This is a genomic window from Terriglobia bacterium, from assembly GCA_020072815.1.
Lineage (GTDB): Bacteria > Acidobacteriota > Terriglobia > Terriglobales > Acidobacteriaceae > Angelobacter.
In genome coordinates, this window is the sequence record JAIQGE010000010.1 from 1 (window position 1) to 18,319 (window position 18,319).

Below are 18,319 nucleotides of genomic sequence, written 5' to 3' on the forward strand. Positions count from 1 at the left end.
GCGGTCCCAAAGCTCCCCCGCGGTTGTAGCCTGAGGGGAAACGGGCGCCGTCCGCCACGCGAGGGGTTCGAAAGGCCTTCGGATCCCTCGCAGCGACATTGTCCATTACCATTTGCCGCTGAATAACAGATACAAGGGGGAGGGTGGAAGAATCGCCGTGATCGCCGACATCGCACGTGATCGCCGTGATCGGAAAACCTCAGACTCCAAAACTGTCTCACCCCAGGGGTTCACCTCACGGAAAAATGATCGCCGGGGATGACATGAGCTAAGTCTATATTTTCCGGGGATGAACGGGGAGGGGAGGGGGTATCGCAATTGGGGACTCCCGCCCAAATCTTGGGTATAATCGGCGGCAACCGGGCTCTGACGCGGTCGCGCTCCCCCCAACGCCTGCGTTCAGCCGCCCTTAAAAATCGGAGGATTGCCCGATGCGTCACTCCCTGCGACTGCTTGTTCTCTGCATCGCCCTGTGCCTCACAACCATCCCGGCCTTCGCCCAGGTCCAGACCGTGGGCGACGTCTCTTTCGCCGTCCCGGCCGGCTGGACTTACACAACCGGCCCCGACTTCGGCGCCATGGTTTACAAGGAAGACAACCGGTTCTGGCTGGTGAGCGTTTATACGTCCATGCCCAGCAGCGGGAATCCTGACCAGGATTTCAAGGCGGCCTGGCAGCGGGTGGTCCTGGCAATAGCCGGGTTCCGAGGCGTGCCGGGGTACAACCCGTACAGTATCTCGAAACCTCTGGGATACGCGGGCAAGTACTATGACGATTCCAACACCAGCGGCACGGCGTACGCCCGGCTTTACGCACTCCAAACCGGCAAGAGCTGTGTGCCGGTAGTGTTCATCAGCGGGAACCGCCAAATGCTGGACGGCATGGGGCACATGGAGGCGGCCATCCTCGGCAGCGTTCGTGCGGCGCCGGCCAAGGCAACTCCCATTCAGTTGAGCGCTAAAGTAGGGGACTTGACCGGGGAATGGCACGAGGGTCTGGCCTTCAGCCAGAATTATTACAGCCGATCCACCGGGCAATACGTTACCAGCACACAGACTTTTTATAGCGCTGTGTGGAACATCGGAGCCAACGGCAGGTACGACTACAAGATGGGCGGGATGATGAACAGCCGCCCGGTCAACGATAATGATACGGGTGTCGTGGAGCTGGCGGACGGGTTTGTGATGCTGAAAGGTCAAAAGCACCAGCGGCGCTATCGCTTTGTGTATCTCCTTCAGGCGCTGGATGGTTCCACCGTGCTGGCACTGTTTCCTGACGTGGAGATGGCGCAGATTAATTCGAATCGTGACATTACGTTCTGGACGCGTTCGCTCAAGAAATAACGCGGTGACTTTGCAGGACAGTAACTACTTGATTCGTGGGCCAAAAAACTAGCTGTGTGATTCTTTGCGATCAGGAAGGGAAAATGCTCATGCGCCGGATTGCTTGCCTGCTTCTTCTTGGAGTCTCAGCCTTCACAGCCCTGGCGCAGGGCGGCGTACAAGGCTTTGGAGATGTAACGTTCGCCGTCCCGGACGGCTGGACTTATACCGCGGGCCAAGGCGGCGGTGGCATGATGTCCCTCAAGGACGGCCAGCGTTTCGCGGTGATGGCCGTGTGGCCGCCGATGGTTTCGAGCGGGAATACCGAAACCGATCTGCTGACTGCGTGGAACACGATCGTGATTGCCGGCGGCGGATACCGGGGAGCGCCGGCCAAGCCGTATTACCAGATCAACCACACGGTGGGCTATCCCGGTAAACGCGCCGACGATTCCAGCGTGAACCGCGCCACCTACACGCGGCTTTATGTTCTGGAGGCCGGCAGGATGTTCATCCCTGTGCAGTGTGTCGCCACCGATGGCGCGGCTCTCAACGCCGTAGAGCACATCACCAATGCCATGCTGGGCAGCGTGCGGCTGGCGCCCCTGAAGGCGTCGCCGATCAAGACGAACATTACAACGGCGGACCTGGTGGGCCACTGGACCAGCGGCGCAGGCAGCAGCTACGACTTTTACAGTGCCTCCACCGGACGCTATGAGAGCACGGCCAGCGCCTTTTACGGCGCCGGCTATACCATCGCTGCCAACGGCAGCTTCACTTACCAGATGTCAGGCATGGTCAACGGCCGGGTCGCCCGCGACGACGATGCTGGCGTGGTGCAGTTCGACAGGGAATTCGTGGTCTTCAAGGGCCGCGCCCACGTGGTGCGCTACCGCTTCCTCAACATCCAGCAAGCGATTGACGGATCCACGGTGATCACCTTCCTGCCGCCGGCGGCCAATCCCGCGACGCTGAGCTTCATCCGCGACAGCGAATATTGGGTGCGGAAGCCGGGCAAATAGTGTGCGTGGACGGGAGCGCAAGACTGCCGGGCTTGCTCCGAGTCCGTGGGAGTGCAGACGGCATAGAGCATGGCCGGGCCACCGTTGGCAGCGTGCGCATGCTGCACGCGCCAAGCTTCACCTTCAGGAACACCAATACACCGGCTGATCTAGTGGGGTGGGTCGCCAGGCGGCGCGCCTCGCGATGTATACTCTACGGCGCCCAGGAAAAAGCAGAGAAGGTGGCCGACTCCAAGAGTAAGTGAGGTGTCCATCCACCATGTGGCTCGCAAAAGCAATCACGCTCGCCGGATTTTCTTTGCTGCTGATTTCCGGTCGGGCGCCAGGATCGCCGTGCCTTCCTTCCCCGGAATTGCCATCAGAAGCTTTGCAATCAGGTTCGGCGTCCCCAGCCCCGCCCGCGCAGGATGCCGGTCAGGGCTCCCAAGTGGGCGCTTCGCAGCCGGTCATCACCGTCCGCGGTTTGTGCAGCGAGGACGGGGGCAAAGCCGTGAATGGCGCGGCCCGGTGCAGCACGAACATCACCCGCGAGCAGTTTGAGAAACTGATGAACGCTTTGAATCCCGCTGGTCAGCCAATTTCGCTCGCAGGGCGGCAGAACCTTGCACTGGCCTATGTCGAGGTCCTGGCCTTCGAAGAAGCTGCCAGGAAATCCGGGATGGAAGACTCTGCTCAGTTCCGCGAAGTGCTGAACTGGGCGCGCCTGCGGACCATTGCCGATCTCTACCGCCGCAACCTGCAGGAACAATTCCGCAGTCCCTCGCAGGAAGAAGTTGACTCCTACTACCAGCAGCATCTGGCCGAGTTTGAAAGGGTCCACCTGGTGCGGATTCTTGTTCCGCGTGAAGATCTTTCCGGTCGCGACAAGAATGATTTCGACAAGAGGGCGCTGCAAGCCGCCCAGTCCGCGCATGAGCGGGCCGCCAAAGGCGACGATCCCGGCCAAATTCAAAAAGACGCGTATTCCACGCTGGGACTGGAATCGCCACCGGCCACGGACCTGGGAAACTTCCGGCGCGCGGACTTCCTGGAAAAGGAAGCGGACGAAGTTTTCTCCCTGCAACCAGGAGAGATCAGCCGCGTGCAAACCGAGCTCAAGAGCTATGTCATCTACAAAGTCTTGAGCAAGGAGACGCTGCCGGAAAGCCAAGTCAAAGCGGAGATCGCTCGCGAGATTGCCCAGCAGAAGTTCAAGGACGCCATCAAGGCCGTCGGCGATGCTGCACCAGCGGAGTTCAATGAGCAATATTTCGGCCCTATGGCGCCCAAACTTCCCGTGGAGGCGCCGATCGTGCCGTCGCGACGGCCGGGTCGTTGACCTGCGCACCGGTTTATCCGCGACATCGCGCAGGGAACAGGACTGCAAACAGCACACGGCGCCCCATCTGGGACGCCGCGTGCCGGATTCAAACGGAGAACCAAGCCGCCTTGGTCAAAGTGATCGCAGGAACAGGATTACGTTCTGCTGTTGAGTACAGTTCAATTGGTTAAATTTAGTGATGACCGCATTCGATTCCGAACCGCAGAACGTGGTGGCCGCGGCAGGGATGGTGATTGTCTGTCCGTTGAGAATGAATGTCTCGGACACGCCGGTCACCTTGACACAGTCGGTTGCCGGGCTCACGTGGAACTGCTCGATCACATCCACCAGGTTATTGGTGCGGCCATCGTGCAGGAAGAACAGACGCTGGCCTGCTCCCCATAGCGGTGCGGTGCGGAATTCATCCGGCCCTGCGGCGCCCTGAGTGACCCCATCCGCCAGTTTGGAACCCATGTGGTGCAGCGCAAAATCAGAAAAGGGAGCAAACGTGGCGTTGTTGAGGTCGGTGAAGAGAGAGGGGCCGGTGGTGAGGCTTGGTGTGTGGCAGGTGTTACAGCCCGCGGCGTTGAACTGGGTCTGCCCGTCGACGGCGGCGGGGCTGAGCGGCAGGCATTGCGGAATCCCGCCCGGCGCCTGGCTGCTGAAATCGCACTGCGCGGGAGCCGTGTTGGCGAACATGAAGAATGACTGAAGCTCGATGTCGGAAGCTACGACAACCGGGTTGGTGGAGATGGTCTGGTTGTTGGGGGTGGTGAAGTCCTCGGGTGTGGTGTTGCTGGCGCAATCGCCGGGCCGCCGCTCAAAAGGAAAGAGCTCATTGGTGACGCCCATTTCCACGTTCGAGGCCTCTCCCGTAAACATCAGCATGGATACGTTCTGCGCCTTCCAGCCGAACCGCGTGACCGTCTGATCGTTGCCGTTGGTGTTGAGATGGCCCCCGACGCCAAAGGGGTTCGTGCTCGCCGCGAGCAAGTTGGCGATCAGAGTATTGTCCGGCACCGTCTCAATGAATCCCATGCCGAAGGTGGGCGTGGGGACGCGGAAGATCACGTTGTTGTTAGCCACCGCAGCGGGAAAGTTGGGTTGCGTGATGTTGCACACCGGCGGCGCGTCATTGCGTCCCTTGATGGTATAGAGCTGCTGCACGGATCCATCCAGCACGTTCACCGGAGTGCCGGTGGCGTTGGTAGCCAGCGGGAAACGCGCCTCCAGCACGGGCCCGTTCGGCCGGTTCTGCACGAAGGAAGGCACAAAATTGGTGGCGCCGTGCGCGCCGGCCAGGGGAATCTGCGGATTTCCCGCGAAAAGCGGCGTACCCTGTCCAGGGCTGCTCCCGCCGATGGACGGCTGCGAGTGGCACATGAAGCAACTGTTGCCGTTGAATCTTGGTCCCAGGCCTTTGAGCGGCTCAGGGCTGATGCCCGCTGCGCCCGGTACGGATGCTACGTCGCCGAACTTCGCCATGCCGGATTCCCAGAAATTGAATTGGTTCACCGTCAGGTTGGGCAAGGCGTTGCCGGAGGAGTTGAAGGTTCCATTTTGCGATTGCTGCGTGAAATTTGGAATGTTGTTGCCGTGACCGTCCGCAACGCTGTAGTGAGGGATGTTCCCCCCCGCCGGCCGTGGTCCCGGATCTTTCAGCACGCAAGAGGTTTGGGCGCTTACCAGAGACGAACAGCATAGCAGCGCAACCAAGGTACGAGCACACTGCGAGATAATCTTGTTTCTGAGCCTCATGTGGGTTTTCCTTTCACCAAAGCACCTTCTCCGCACCTTAGCAATAGGGCCCCGGGTTGTAGCATCTGCTTCTTGATGCATGAAGCGGCTGGAATTTTAGTCCGCAAACACCAGCGCAATGACCGTGTCGTGCGTTTTTTTTGGCTTGCAGGTTCCCGTTTTGGGAAGCTCCGAACAGTTCGCTTTTGGGAACGATAGAACGGATCAGTTGGGGAGACGATGTGCCCGTCGTCACTGGGAAAATTCACGTTGCGGGGGAGTTCACGACAAAACAAAAAGCCCGCCTTTCCGGCGGGCCCTCGTAAACGATCTGGATTAGATCTTATCGGTTCGCTTGCGCTGCGGCTCTCTGCGCTACGATCCTCTTGGCGTTGTCGGCCAGCTCTTTGGCCTTGGGCAGTTGGTTCAGCGCAGCCAGCACCTGCGGATCGTTCTCCGCGCGGACCTTCAGGCCTTCTTCCTGCCCGAATTCGCTGATGAAGAGTTCAGACTTGATGCTGGCCTTGATGTAGTCCAGGCCTTCGTTGATTTCCGGCTCGGTGTAAGGGATCTTCTGCGCATCCAGGAATTTGCGGAAGTCGTGCATCACCGCGTCCGTGACTTCAAAACTCTTGTCCACGTGGCGCCCGTTCAGGTAATGGTGGGCAAAGTTGAAGAACGCGTACTTGAGCAGCAGGGAATCCTCAAATTTCGTGGTCTTAAAGGTGGCCACTTTCACGTCTGGAGTGATGCCGCCGCCGCCGAACATGGTCCGGCCGCTGTCGGTCAGCTTCACTTCTTTCCCTGACGAGTTGGCGTTGTTGTTGGGATTGTCTTCCTGCGCGCGGGCGTAATAGTAGTCATAGAGCGAAACGCCGTTGTAATCGCGCTGGATCAGGCGTCCGCTCGGCGTGTAGTACTTGGCCGTGGTCAGCGCCAGTCCGGTATTTTCTGAAAGCGGATACACCGTCTGCACCAGGCCTTTGCCGAAGGTAACTTCGCCCACAATCAGCCCGCGGTCGTGGTCCTGGATGGCGCCGGAAACAATCTCCGCCGCGGAAGCTGTGCCGCGATTGACCAGCACCACCAGGGGATAATCCTTGCCGCCGTTGCCGTGCGCCGCCTTGTAGAGCTTCTCCGGTGAGCTGCGTCCGTGATGGGAAACAATCACCTGGCCTTTTTTCAGGAACTTGTCGGCCACGCCCACGCCTTCATTGAGCAGGCCGCCGGGATTGCCGCGCAGGTCCAGCACCAGCCCTTTGAGTTCGCCAAACTGGGCCAGGGCGTCTTCCACTTCCTGTTCCGTAGTCTCGTTGAAAGCGGTCACGTGCATGTAACCGATGCCCGGCTTGATGAAGAACTTCAAGTCCACGCTGTTGCGCGGGATCTCGTCGCGGACCACGTTGAATTCCAGCGGCTTCTCCGCGCCTTCGCGCAGGATGGAGATGTGGACGTTGGTGCCTTTGGGGCCTTTGAGTTTTTCCGCCACGTCGCTGACGCTGAGGTTGTCGGTGGGCGATCCATCCACCGCCATGATCACGTCGCCCGGCCGCAGCCCGGCTTTGTACGCCGGCGTCCCGACGAAGGGCGCCACCACAATGATCTTGTTGTTGCGCGGGGCAATCTGCATGCCCACGCCGTAATACTTGCCGCTCTGCTCTTCGCGCAGCAACGAGTATGACTTGGGGTCAAAGAAGTTGGAGTGGGGATCGAGAACGTGCAGCATGCCGGGGATGGCCCCGTTGTAAATGGCTTTGTCGGCGTTGACCGGCTCGGCGTAATTCTCTTCCACCAGCGAATACACCTGCGAGAACTGGCGCAGGCCGTCGCGGACTTCACTGTCGGACGCGGCGCCCATGTACGCGCTGCTGCTGCGCTGGCTAAAACCGGCGCCCAGCAGACCGCAGATCACAACGATGAGTGATATCAATAAGAGCGAAGAACGTGAACCACGAGACATGAATCTTCCTTCAACGTACGAGCTTGAAAGTTGCCCGGCTATCGGGATGCTGACGCAAGTATAGCACCACTTCGTACCCGGTTTTGCCCCGTTTTTGTCCCCCGACGGGGCTAATTCCAGCGGTTCCCGGGGGGATCTGGACAACCGGTACTTTCGTACTGTTTTGGATGCGGTTCCGCGCGCCCAGGTGCGCACTTTTTTGCGCGGCGATTGGAAAACTTAATCAAAAACCAAGTCTGCTTCTAACCAATCTTGCGGTATCATGGGGTTTACTCACCATGAATATCGGCTTCCCAGAAATGGTCTTGTTGGTGGTCCTGGCGCTCATCCTCTTTGGGCCCAAGAAGCTGCCGGAAATCGCCCGCACCGTGGGCAAGTTTGTGGCGGAATTCAAGAAAGCCAGCAACGAATTTCAGGGCCAGATTCATGAGGAAATCCGCAAGTTGGAGCTGGAAGAGGCTGACCCCACCAAACATATTGGCGAGGAAGTGGCCAAGCTCGCCAGCGATGAAGACCTCTCTATCACGGGCGCCTTAAACCGCCTGACCGAGCGCATCAAGAACAACGTCCCGCAGGATTACGATGCCTGATTTAGTCGCTGAGCCGGATGAAAAACAAATAGAAAAAGAGCAGCGTGCGACGGGGGCCATGAGCCTGTTGCAGCACCTGGAAGAGCTGCGCAAACGCATCATCCTTTCCGCCGGCTCGGTGGCGGTCTGCTTTGGCGTGGGCTGGTGGCAGTCTGAACGCATCTTCAATGAGATGCGCAAGCCCATCGTGGTCGCCCTCATCAACAACAAAATGGATCCCTCGCTGTTCTTCAAGAACCCCACGGATCCCTTCAACTTGTTTCTGAAGATCGGTTTGATCGCAGGCATTTTCATGGCTTGCCCGATCATCCTCTACCAGATCTGGATGTTCATTTCCCCCGGCCTGTACAAGCGCGAAAAGAAGTTTGTTCTGCCGTTTTTGTTCATGTCGGTAGGCCTGTTTGTGACCGGAGGCGTGTTTGGCTTCAAGATCGTGTTTCCCGTGGCCCTTGACTTCCTGATCCAGCAGGGCGCCCACGCCGGCATGAAGTCGGTCATCATGGTGGACGAGTACACGGACTTGTTCCTCACCATCATGCTGGGGCTGGCTCTGATCTTTGAGTTGCCTATCGTCCTGGGCTTTGCCGGCCTGATGGGCGTGGTCAACGCCAGGTTCCTCTTCAAACACATTCGCGGCGCCGTGCTTATCTGCTTCGTCATCGCCGCCATTCTCACCCCGACCACCGACATGATGAACATGACCATCTATGCCGCGCCCATGATCCTTCTGTATATCTTGAGCATCGGCATTGTCTGGCTGGTCCACCCCAAGCAGCGGCGCAAGCGCGCAGAAAAACGCGACGAGAAACAGAAATAGATTAGACTGTTACCGGTTTTTGAGGAGCGCACGCGTGAAGGCTTGCCGGTTGTGGTCATTGCTTGCTCTAAGCTCTCTGATGGCTTTCTTGGCTGGCTGTGACCATGGCCGGACGGCGTCCGTCTCAGGTTCGGCGACGCCGGTTGTCCCGCAGGCTTCCGCCACGCCCGCGGCCGTCCATCCTGAGCCGGCCGGTCCCGCTCTGCGCATTGATTCTGTGCGCGCCTGGCAGTATGTGAAAGACATCATTGCTTTCGGCCCGCGCTGGGACGGCAGCAAAGGCCAGCAGAAGCTGGGCGAATACCTCCACAGCAAGCTGAAGAACGACCAGGTGGAAGACGATGCTTTCATCGCCGACACGCCCGCCGGCAAGATTCCCATGCGCAACATCATCGCCAAATTCCCCGGCAGCAAAGACGGCATCATCCTGCTGGGCTCGCACATTGACACCAACTACCCCTTGCGCAAGACCAGCTTCGTTGGCGCCAATGACGGCGCTGCCACCACCGCGCTGCTGCTGGCCATCGCCGACCAACTCCGCGGCAAGAAGCTGGAAGGCTACAGCGTCTGGCTGGCATTTCTTGACGGCGAAGAATCCATTCCTTCCGCCCGTCCGGGCGACCTGGGCTGGGACGACAAATTCAGCCTCTTCGGCAGCCGCCATCTCGCCCAGAAGTGGCAGCAGGACGGCACCACCAAAAAGTTCAAGGCCTTCTTGCTGGCGGACATGATCGGCGACAAGGACCTGGACATCCAGCGCGATTCCAACTCCACTCCCTGGCTTGAGGACCTGGTGCTGCAGGCGGCGCAACGTCTGGGCTATCAGTCTTACTTCTTCGACCGGACTATTGAGGTCAGCGGCGACGACCATTTGCCCTTCAAAGCCGCCGGCGTGCCCGTCGCCGACATCATTGACCTGGACTACGGCTACAATGATGCTTTCCACCACACCGTGGAAGACACTTTGGATAAGATCAGCCCCAAGAGTTTGCAGATCACCGGCGACGTGTTCCTGGAAACCATCCGCTTGCTGAACGCACGGTAATTTGAGTTTCCTCTTTTCCTTTTCACGGCTTTCATTTTTAATCGGCTGGATGAGACAACTGACTACTCTCGCCCTTCTCCTTGCGATGTCATGCTATGTGTCCGCGCAAACCCCTACGGACAAGCTGCTGCAGGAAGCGCAAGCCGCGCCCACGCTGGAGCAGAACCTGCGCGTCCTGACCGACGAAATCGGCGGACGCATTCCCGGAACTCCGGCCATGGCGCGCGCCGAGCAGTGGGGCCTGGACGCTTTCAAGGCAGCCGGCGGCGAGAACATCCACCTGGAACCGGCGCAGCTCGCGGCTTCCTGGACAGAAGGCCACACGCAGCTTGACGTCGTGAGCCCGGTGCAGTTTCACGTCCGCGCCGTGTCGCTGACCTGGACCGCGCCCTCCAGCTCTCCGCCTCTCGGCTCGCCCGTGATAGACGTTGGCTCCGGCTCAGCGCAGGACTTCCAAAAAGCCGGCAACTTGCGCGGCGCCGTCGCGCTGGTGCATTCCCACACCATGAAGACCTGGGACGACCTGTTTGAAGAATATCTGAAGCAGGGCGATCTTATTGCCGCAGCGAAGAAAGGCGGCGCCGTGGCGGTGGCGTTCATCTCCACCCGGGAACAGGACCTGCTTTATCGCCACATCGGCAGCTTTGACGACCACATCAGCAACTTCACGCAGTTCATGGTCGCGCGCGAAGATGGCGAGCGCATTGCCCGCCTTCTGGCTGCCGGCAAGAAAGTTCGGATGAAGTACTCCATCCCCAACCACGTCGGCGGGCCGGTTGTCGCGCACAATGTGATTGCCGAAATCCGCGGCCGGGAGAAGCCCAACGAGTTCGTGGTCATCGGCGCGCACCTGGATTCCTGGGAGCTGGGCACCGGCGCGCTGGACAACGGCTGCAACGCCGCGCTGGTGATAGAAGTTTTGCGGGCCATCAAAGCTTCCGGTCTGCAGCCGCGCCGCACCATTCGCTTCGCGTTGTTCACCGGCGAAGAAGAGATCAATATCGGGTCTTGGGCCTACACCCGCGCTCACCAAAATGAACTGGACAACATCGTGGCCATGCTCACCTGGGACGAAGGCACCGGCAAGACCACCGGCTTCTCCCTGGGCGGCCGCAAAGACCTGGTGGGACCCATCACGCGCATGCTGGAGCCGATTAAGCAGTTCGGCGCGAACGCTCTGACCACCGACGCCTTTGTCGGCACCGACAACATGGACTTCCTCCTGGAAGGCGTGCCAACCCTGGTCGCCAATCAGGAAGAGGCCAATTATCTGATCAACTACCACGCCGAGTCTGATACGTACGACAAGGTTGATCTGCCGCAACTGCGGAAACACATCGCCATCGCCGCGCATCTCACCTTCGCCATTGCTGACAGTCCGGAGCGACTGGGAGCGCGCCAGAGCCGTGCGGAGATCGAAGCCTTGATCGGTGAAACCCATCTCGACGACCAGATGAAGGCCTTTGGTCTTTGGGACACCTGGGCCGCTGGCAAGCGGGGCCGCACTAAATGACGAGCTAGCGCTCATCCCGGAGTAAAGGGTGGAGCTGGCGATGTCGTTGCGCTCGCTGCACTGACTGAAAGCAAGATTGCCAGCCGGACTGAATTTCTCCGTGCCTCCGTGGTGAGCGAGTCCGGCTTCTGGCCCGTGTTCATCTGCGTCAATCAGCGGTAAGATTTTTGCTTCTGGTCCTCCATGCACATTGGTTTTTGGATCATCTTTAATTCGTCGATCATCCTCCTGCTGTTCCTTGACCTGGCGGTCTTGAACCGCGGAGGCCGGGTCATGTCATTCAAGGTGGCGTTGCTCAACAGCGCCTTCTGGATTGGTCTTGCCATCGCTTTTGCCGCGTTCATCTATCTGGCGCCTTTATCTGTTCAGCAATTCATGCACCAGGAGTTGGGGCCCGGTAAGGCCTTGGAGTTTGCGACCGGCTATCTGGTAGAAGAAGCCCTCAGCGTAGACAATCTTTTTGTTTTCTTGCTGTTGTTCGCATACTTCAAAGTTCCACCTGAACAAGAGAAGACGGTGCTGTTCTGGGGCATCATCGGCGCATTGATGATGCGCGGAATATTTATCGTGGCCGGCGTGGCGCTGGTGCACCGCTTCCACGTGATCCTTTATGCCTTTGGGGCGTTCCTGGTGTACAGCGGCTTCAAACTGCTGGGCGAAGGCGAAGACGAGACCGTTGATCCTTCGCGCAACGTGGTGCTGCGCCTGGCGCGCAAGTTCCTGCCGGTGAGCGACGCCTACGAGGGAAGGAAATTCTTCGTCCGCAAGGAAGGGAAGAGTTTTGCTACGCCGCTGTTCATCGTCTTGCTGGTGGTGGAAACCACGGACGTCCTCTTCGCCACCGATTCCATCCCCGCCATTCTGGCCATCAGCCGCGACTCGTTTATCGTTTATACGTCCAACGTCTTCGCGATTCTGGGCTTGCGTTCGCTCTTTTTTGCTCTCTCCGGGCTGATGAAACTCTTTCACTACCTGAATTACGGCCTGGCGGTGGTGCTGATGTTTATAGGGGCCAAGATGCTGGTGGAGGCCATCTACCACATTCCCACATGGGCGGCGCTGTGCGTCATCGCCGGCGTGCTGGCCGTGTCAGTGCTGGCTTCCATCCTGTTTCCGAAGAAAGAAAAAGCCTAGTTCGGCAGCTCGCTCGGCATAAATGACATCAGGATCGCCACCTGTGCCGGCGTCAAACGGTCTGACTTGCGATAGTGCGGTTGCGGGCGCTTTTTGCGCACGTCGGTGGCGACGCGAGGCTGATCGTCGGAAACCAGATTCAGCTCGTTCAGCCCCCAATAGCGGGTCTGGGCAATGGCGCTGTGCTTCTGGTTCAGGTAGCCGTCTTCGGTCTGCGCGCTCAGGGAGAGCGCCTTTTCGTAGGCGTCCTCGGGAGAATCGGCAAAAATGACCCGGGTGGCCCGGTGGACCACGTTTAGCGGATTTCCTTCAATGACTTCCTCAGTCAGTTCAGCAATGTACCAGCGTGCCGAGGGGAGGTCGGCCATAATGGGTTCCTTTTCAATAGGTTACCAGGAACTCAGCCAAACGCTCCGGCCAAGGACTTCACCTGGGCAGTGGTCATTAGCGACCTGGCGTCCCTTCAACTTCGGGAATGCCCGTTACTACCTATATAGGATGGCCAAGCGCGCCAAAAAATATGGCTGACACAAAGTATTTTTCGCAGAACGGTGGGGTATTAATTAATCTTTCTAATTTGAAGAAGCCTGAAGACTGAAGAAAGTATGGCTGGATTGAGTCGCCAACCAGGCGACAAAAAACGGAAAAACTGGCCCATCCCACTCTTCTTGGAAGGCCCTCTGCTGCGAACAGCCTAACGGCCAGGGCGAGAGAACGAGCGGACCAGCGGCGAAAGGGGTTTCCTGCGGCTAGGAGCAAGAGGGAGGTTCCCGCGCGGCGTGGACGAAAGTACTGTAGTGTTTGAAAAATCCCCCTTGCGCAGCTCATTACATCGTTATACGATACTACTCACCTCGCTGGAACCTCGAGCAGCAAGGGAACTCGCTCAAGACCCAGGAGTTCCTAAGAAGCATCGCAACTCTTCCCTTTGGTTAAGCCCCGGACCGCCGGGGCTTTTTACCTCCCCGGCTGCCGCGTCATCGTCACTGCCATGCGCTTTCGCCGACTGCTGGGCGCTCAGCTTCTCCTTGTTGGCCCCGTCATCATTGGCCCCGTCGGCACCTGGAATGTTTATGCGTCTCGAATAGTGATCATGGCGTGTACGTATCTACACAGGCGGCGCGCAAACGCAAGCCTGCGTCTTCGAGTCCGCTTGCTCGCTCAGTCCACCCGATGCACCTCATGTCCGCATTTGGGACACGTCAGCTTGTTGGTCATCACCGCTTTCCGCACGCACTCCCAGCACAGATGCCAGTCATGCGTGGAGCAGTAATAGACGTTGTGCGAATGCTGCTCACCGCAAAGCGCGCATTTGAAGGTCATGGTGTCTCCTGTTCGAAAGCTTGATGAGCAGTCTCACTGCTGTTTTCAAGGAACGACCAGGACTCCCGTAGGTTGCACCAGATTGGCGAACGCTCCGGCCGGAAGCGTTATCGGCACTCCGTTCCTATCAAACGCACTCACCGTTCCGCCGCAGATGTTCGACACGTAATACTTTGGCGACGCGGCATCTCCATTGCTCACGATTGCGTCAGGCCCGTTCAAGCCCGGGAAACCACCTGCCGACGAGACTGCGGTTCCGTCCGGCGCATATACAAAGATTTGATTAACCGAGCAGCCCCCCAGACCATCGGAAGCAGCTCCAGTTATGTAAAGATTCCCGGTTAAAGGATCCCAAGACACATCGTCGGGAGAGTTAAGCCCTGCAAAAGCTCCTGCCGCAGTTTGAACCTGAGTTCCCAATTGGTCGTAAACGGTAATGGTATTGTTCCCAGCGTTCGTAACATAAATCAATCCGTTCGCAGAGTCCCATCCCAGGCCAAAAGGCGAGCTGAGATTCGAAAATGCCGTTGGGGCCAGCGTCACGAGATTACCACTTTCGTCAAATACAACAACTTGATTTGGTATCGGCTCGTTTATATAGAAGTGGTGGTTGATCGGATTAAATGTGATGTCTTCCGGATCATTGAGTCCAGCAAAAGCGTTCGGACCCAAGTCAATCAGATTGCCATCCAGATCATAAACAGTAACCGTGCTATTGCCAAGATTGGCCACATATATGTGTTTGTTTGATGCATCGTAAGCCATGCCATCAGGGGTGCTCAATCCTGGGAACGAGCCGGTAACTCGTATGATGCTTCCCTGTGAGTTATATACCGTAATGACGTTTGCGGAAGAATCTGCCACATAAACCCGGCCGCCAGGGTCCCCAGGGGAGGGTGGGAACAGAGCCTGAAGGACGGTGCAGCTTTCCGATAGTATGTTTGCCGGATCGGTCGGGTCTTGCAGGACGAATATCTGGCCGAGTATATCCGCTGCCGCGCCTCCCAGAAAGCGCTCCGTGAGCTGCGTTGCGATGAATTGGAGGCATTCCGTGGCCAAATCAGCCGTGGTTGCTGCGTTCTCTAGTGCACCCGCGCATATGGCGGCTCCGAGCCCCGTTTCTGGAAGTAGACAAGAAACCACCGTTATCCCAGTTCCAACACAACTCAAGATATCCTTGAACTTTCCAACCGCATTGATTGCATTGCAGGCCTGATTGATCAAATTGCTCGGCTGGATATTCAAGCCATTCTGTGTGTAAGTCTGCTGACAAGCCACAGAGACGGTTGTGGTAAGAGCTGCGTCGGTATAGCAGCTGTCAGGAATGGTGAAGGGATTGGTCGATGATGGCAATCCGCTAGTGCCGATGCTGAAGGGCTGAAAATTGTTTAGAAACGCAGCCTGCGCGGTTGCGCCAATTCGAGCTGCCGACGATGCGCTACGCGCAGCCGCTCCCGTGGTTAGATTCTGAAACTCTATGTTCACCGCGGCCGTTTGGCGACCGCTTGTTACAGTGATGGCCACTGCTTGCGTGGGATCAATGGCCGCCGGTGGAGTTATGCCCGCAATTAGTCCCCCGTTTGAATCCGTAAAGCCTGCGAGGGGTGATACGGTGCCGGCAGATGCGCCTAAGGCTACCGGTAAACCGACCACTGGTTTCCCAGTCGGGTCGAGCGCGACGGCATTCAATATCCAGGGTCCAGCTGCCGCTCCAGAAGCTGCTGGAGTCGCGAACAAAGAAAGAGAAGCTACGAAGACAACGGATAGTGGTACGTTCCCAGAAGTTCCGCCCCCTGCTGCAGAATTGGAGACCGATATCTGCAAAGTGCCGGGAGCTGCAAAGAGAGAGCCGGGGACTGAAGCCAGAAGCTGAGTCGACGAATTGAAGGTTGTTCCCACCTTGCTCCCATTCACGAGCACACTTGAGTTGGACAGAAATCCCGCCCCGTTCACGGTAATAGCAGTGTCAGCCGAACCGGATGACACCACCGCAGGTGAAATGCTTGCAACTGCAACTGGTGTTGGTGTTGGTATGGGCGTCGGTGTGGGTGTTGGCAGAAACGCGTTACTGCCTCCTCCGCTGCAACCGACTATCGCCATACTTGCGAGAGCCGTAATGAGCGCAGCCAAAAATACTGATGATGACCTTGAATTCATGCGACACGTCCTTAAGCAGGTCTAAGGCAATCACTAGAGTTGGGTACCAAAGTACACTTGCCTATATCGCCCGAAAGGGCTATGCTGCACAAGTGGCAGAAGCTGGCGGAAGCTGACTTTTACTGACACCCCCTTATTTCGGCCTCGGCGCCAACCGCTGCAAGTCCACTCGGTCCCTAACTTAAAACCTATAAGGTTTCGCAAGATGCCAGAGAACCACTCTGCCCGCGGCCGGCTCGACTCCTGGAAGGAGATCGCCGACTACCTCAAGCGCGATGTCCGCACGGCCATCCGTTGGGGTAAAGAGAGAGGCTTGCCCGTTCATCGCGTACCAGGAGGGAAGCGCCAGGCGGTTTTCGCTTATCCCCATGAAATTGATGCCTGGCTGGGCAGCCAGAAAGACGCCAGCTCTGTATTGGCAGATGATGATTCAGGGCAAAATGGAAAACAAGGCGCAGAGCCAATCCCGGCACAAGGCGCCTTCCATGCAAGAACGCAGAATGGAGACCGGGGTGGCGCGGCAAAGGACGCGGGAATGCCAGGGTCTGGTCCAGCTTTGCGCGATCTTGAGAACCGCAAAGCGCCTGCGACTGCTGCTGTCTCTTTGTCCCCGGGGGCCGAAGGTAAGGCAGCAACGTGGCGGCCGTTCAAGGGTACGCAGCGGAAGGTAGCGGCGGGAATCGTTTTAATGCTCGCGGTGGCTTGGGCAGTACTTGTGACTCGGCCAAGCGCTTCCGCTTCGCTTCGTCCGGTCAAGATTCACAAGCTAACCGACGACGGACATCCCAAGGTAGGGCTACGGACGGATGGCAAAACGATCTATTTCATCCAAGCCGAAGGCGCTCGCGGCGTCCTAATGTCTATGCCTGCAGCCGGGGGCCCAACTCGCCCGCTGTTGACTCCATTTCCAAATGTCACGCTTCATGATCTTTCAACGGACGGCAAGAGCCTCCTGATGAGCACCGAAGAGGGCATCATGATTGATGGCCCGCTGTGGGAGATATCCGCGCTCGGTGGTACTCCGAATCGCGTAAGTGAGAACTCCTGCGTTGATGCCCAATGGTCGCCCGACAAGAACAAGATTGCTTGTTCCGGCAGGACGGCCATTACGTTAATGAATGCCGACGGCTCCCATGCCCACGCCATCGCGCCTTTTACCGCGTCTCCGGGCAAGCTGTTGTGGAGCCCGGACGGCACGCGCCTGCGCTTCAATGTGGAAGAATCCGGGCCCTACGCGCATTCAACGTGGGAGATTGATGTCAAGCCGGACGGGACAACAACGCAGCCGCAAAGGCTCCCCATGGGGCCCGGCTGTTGCATAGACTGGGCGTGGACCCGTGATGGCAAAAGGTTTGTGTACATTGAGGGCGATTCCAGCAACAATTCACACCTGATGGTGCAGGGGGAATCGTCTGGCCAAGCGAAGGAGTTGCCGGTGGACATCGGCACCATCTCGTCGCTCACTCCGGCGGCTCTGCCAGATACCCTGTACGTGACCATCACGGGCACTCCTCGCGGTGAAGTACTCAAGCTGGATAGGAAACAAGGGACTTCACAGACCTTTCTTCCGGGTCTGTCAGCGACGTTTGTGAGTTTTTCCCCGGACGGGCAGTGGATTACCTACACCGACATGGAAGGCGCTTCCTTTTGGCGCAGCCGAGCTGACGGGACCGAACCCTTGCTGCTAGCCAAGGCCCCGTGGGAGGTGGAGCTGTCTTCCTGGTCGCCCGATGGAAAGCGCGTCGCCTTTATGGGCAGGACGCCAGGCAAGCCGTGGCGGATTTACCTGGTCGGCCGCGATGGCGGGCCTATCGAACAAGCCTCTGAAGGCGAAGACAACCAGGGTGCGCCAAGCTGGTCGCCGGACGGCAACCATCTTGTTTATGGCAACGTAGTTTGCGAAAAGACCGAGAACTGCTGGATCCGGCGGTTGAATCTGGCGACGCGCACGGCCGAGATCGTGCACGGTTCCAACGGCATGCGCACCGCTCGCTGGTCTCCTGACGGCAAATACATCGCCGCGCTTCGCGTTCACGCGCACGAGCTTCTGATCTTCGATCGTCGAACGGAGCAATGGAGAACTTTGGCTGGCTCTGTCAACGGGGACAATATTAGTTGGTCCAGTAATTCGCAATTTGTTTATGTGGACAACCCGCGGGACAAGAAGGCGGTGGTTGAGCGCATACGCATTCGCGACGGGCAACGCGTTCCTGTGGTGAGCCTGGGGCCGCTGGAGAAAATAACCGGTCAGCTCGGCCCGTGGTTCGGCCTGACGCCAGACGGCTCGCTCATCCTCTCTCATCTGCTCAGCACAAGCGAAATCTACGAACTCAAGTGGACCAACCGATAGCCGAATCCGGGGATCGGGTGATTGAGCACATCAAGTCAGGCTGCTGATC

The 18,319-nt window shown here is 58.2% G+C and carries 14 protein-coding genes; 9 read left to right on the forward strand and 5 right to left on the reverse strand.

The features are described 5' to 3' along the window. Positions 1-431: 431 nt before the first annotated feature. The 3 genes from LAO20_13880 to LAO20_13890 all read left to right on the forward strand — a co-directional run bounded on the left by LAO20_13880 (position 432) and on the right by LAO20_13890 (position 3,662). The gene (locus LAO20_13880) at positions 432-1,343 is read left to right on the forward strand and encodes a hypothetical protein (protein MBZ5532516.1); all 912 of its coding nucleotides are present in this window, start codon (positions 432-434) and stop codon (positions 1,341-1,343) included. A gap of 83 nt (positions 1,344-1,426) precedes the next feature. Continuing rightward, positions 1,427-2,344 (forward strand): hypothetical protein, encoded by a 918-nt coding sequence (locus LAO20_13885; protein MBZ5532517.1) that lies wholly within the window; start codon positions 1,427-1,429, stop codon positions 2,342-2,344. 259 nt (positions 2,345-2,603) lie between these two features. Continuing rightward, positions 2,604-3,662: a peptidyl-prolyl cis-trans isomerase gene (locus LAO20_13890; protein MBZ5532518.1), complete on the forward strand. Its 1,059-nt coding sequence runs from the start codon at positions 2,604-2,606 to the stop codon at positions 3,660-3,662. Positions 3,663-3,776: 114 nt separating this feature from the next. Here the strand turns inward: LAO20_13890 and LAO20_13895 are convergent, their stop codons facing one another. Beyond that, positions 3,777-5,402: a hypothetical protein gene (locus tag LAO20_13895; protein MBZ5532519.1), complete on the reverse strand. Its 1,626-nt coding sequence runs from the start codon at positions 5,400-5,402 to the stop codon at positions 3,777-3,779. A 322-nt stretch (positions 5,403-5,724) separates the two neighbouring features. Further along, positions 5,725-7,341: a S41 family peptidase gene (locus tag LAO20_13900; GenBank protein ID MBZ5532520.1), complete on the reverse strand. Its 1,617-nt coding sequence runs from the start codon at positions 7,339-7,341 to the stop codon at positions 5,725-5,727. Positions 7,342-7,619: 278 nt separating this feature from the next. On the opposite strand from LAO20_13900, the gene tatB reads away from it, so the two are divergent. From tatB to LAO20_13925, 5 genes are all read left to right on the forward strand, one after another. Then, a complete protein-coding gene (gene tatB / locus LAO20_13905) occupies positions 7,620-7,931 on the forward strand; it encodes a Sec-independent protein translocase protein TatB (GenBank protein MBZ5532521.1) in 312 nt (103 codons plus the stop codon). Between the two features lie 58 nt (positions 7,932-7,989). Beyond that, a complete protein-coding gene (tatC, locus tag LAO20_13910; GenBank protein MBZ5532522.1) occupies positions 7,990-8,748 on the forward strand; it encodes a twin-arginine translocase subunit TatC in 759 nt (252 codons plus the stop codon). Between the two features lie 79 nt (positions 8,749-8,827). Next, positions 8,828-9,793, forward strand: coding sequence for a M28 family peptidase (locus LAO20_13915; protein ID MBZ5532523.1), 966 nt, complete (start codon positions 8,828-8,830; stop codon positions 9,791-9,793). A 97-nt stretch (positions 9,794-9,890) separates the two neighbouring features. Next, a complete protein-coding gene (locus tag LAO20_13920; GenBank protein MBZ5532524.1) occupies positions 9,891-11,306 on the forward strand; it encodes a M20/M25/M40 family metallo-hydrolase in 1,416 nt (471 codons plus the stop codon). A 183-nt stretch (positions 11,307-11,489) separates the two neighbouring features. Beyond that, the gene (locus LAO20_13925; protein MBZ5532525.1) at positions 11,490-12,440 is read left to right on the forward strand and encodes a TerC family protein; all 951 of its coding nucleotides are present in this window, start codon (positions 11,490-11,492) and stop codon (positions 12,438-12,440) included. Here the strand turns inward: LAO20_13925 and LAO20_13930 are convergent. The 3 genes from LAO20_13930 to LAO20_13940 form a co-directional block, all read right to left on the reverse strand. Continuing rightward, a complete protein-coding gene (locus LAO20_13930) occupies positions 12,437-12,808 on the reverse strand; it encodes a DUF4288 domain-containing protein (protein MBZ5532526.1) in 372 nt (123 codons plus the stop codon). The genes LAO20_13925 and LAO20_13930 overlap by 4 nt on opposite strands. Positions 12,809-13,601: 793 nt before the next feature. Beyond that, positions 13,602-13,763, reverse strand: coding sequence for a hypothetical protein (locus tag LAO20_13935; GenBank protein MBZ5532527.1), 162 nt, complete (start codon positions 13,761-13,763; stop codon positions 13,602-13,604). Between the two features lie 45 nt (positions 13,764-13,808). Further along, positions 13,809-15,287, reverse strand: a complete 1,479-nt coding sequence (locus LAO20_13940; GenBank protein MBZ5532528.1) for an NHL repeat-containing protein — start codon at positions 15,285-15,287, stop codon at positions 13,809-13,811. Between the two features lie 1,588 nt (positions 15,288-16,875). On the opposite strand from LAO20_13940, the gene LAO20_13945 reads away from it, so the two are divergent. Beyond that, complete coding sequence (locus tag LAO20_13945; protein ID MBZ5532529.1) at positions 16,876-18,270, forward strand: hypothetical protein; 1,395 nt, start codon at positions 16,876-16,878, stop codon at positions 18,268-18,270. The last annotated feature ends 49 nt before the right edge of the window (positions 18,271-18,319 follow it).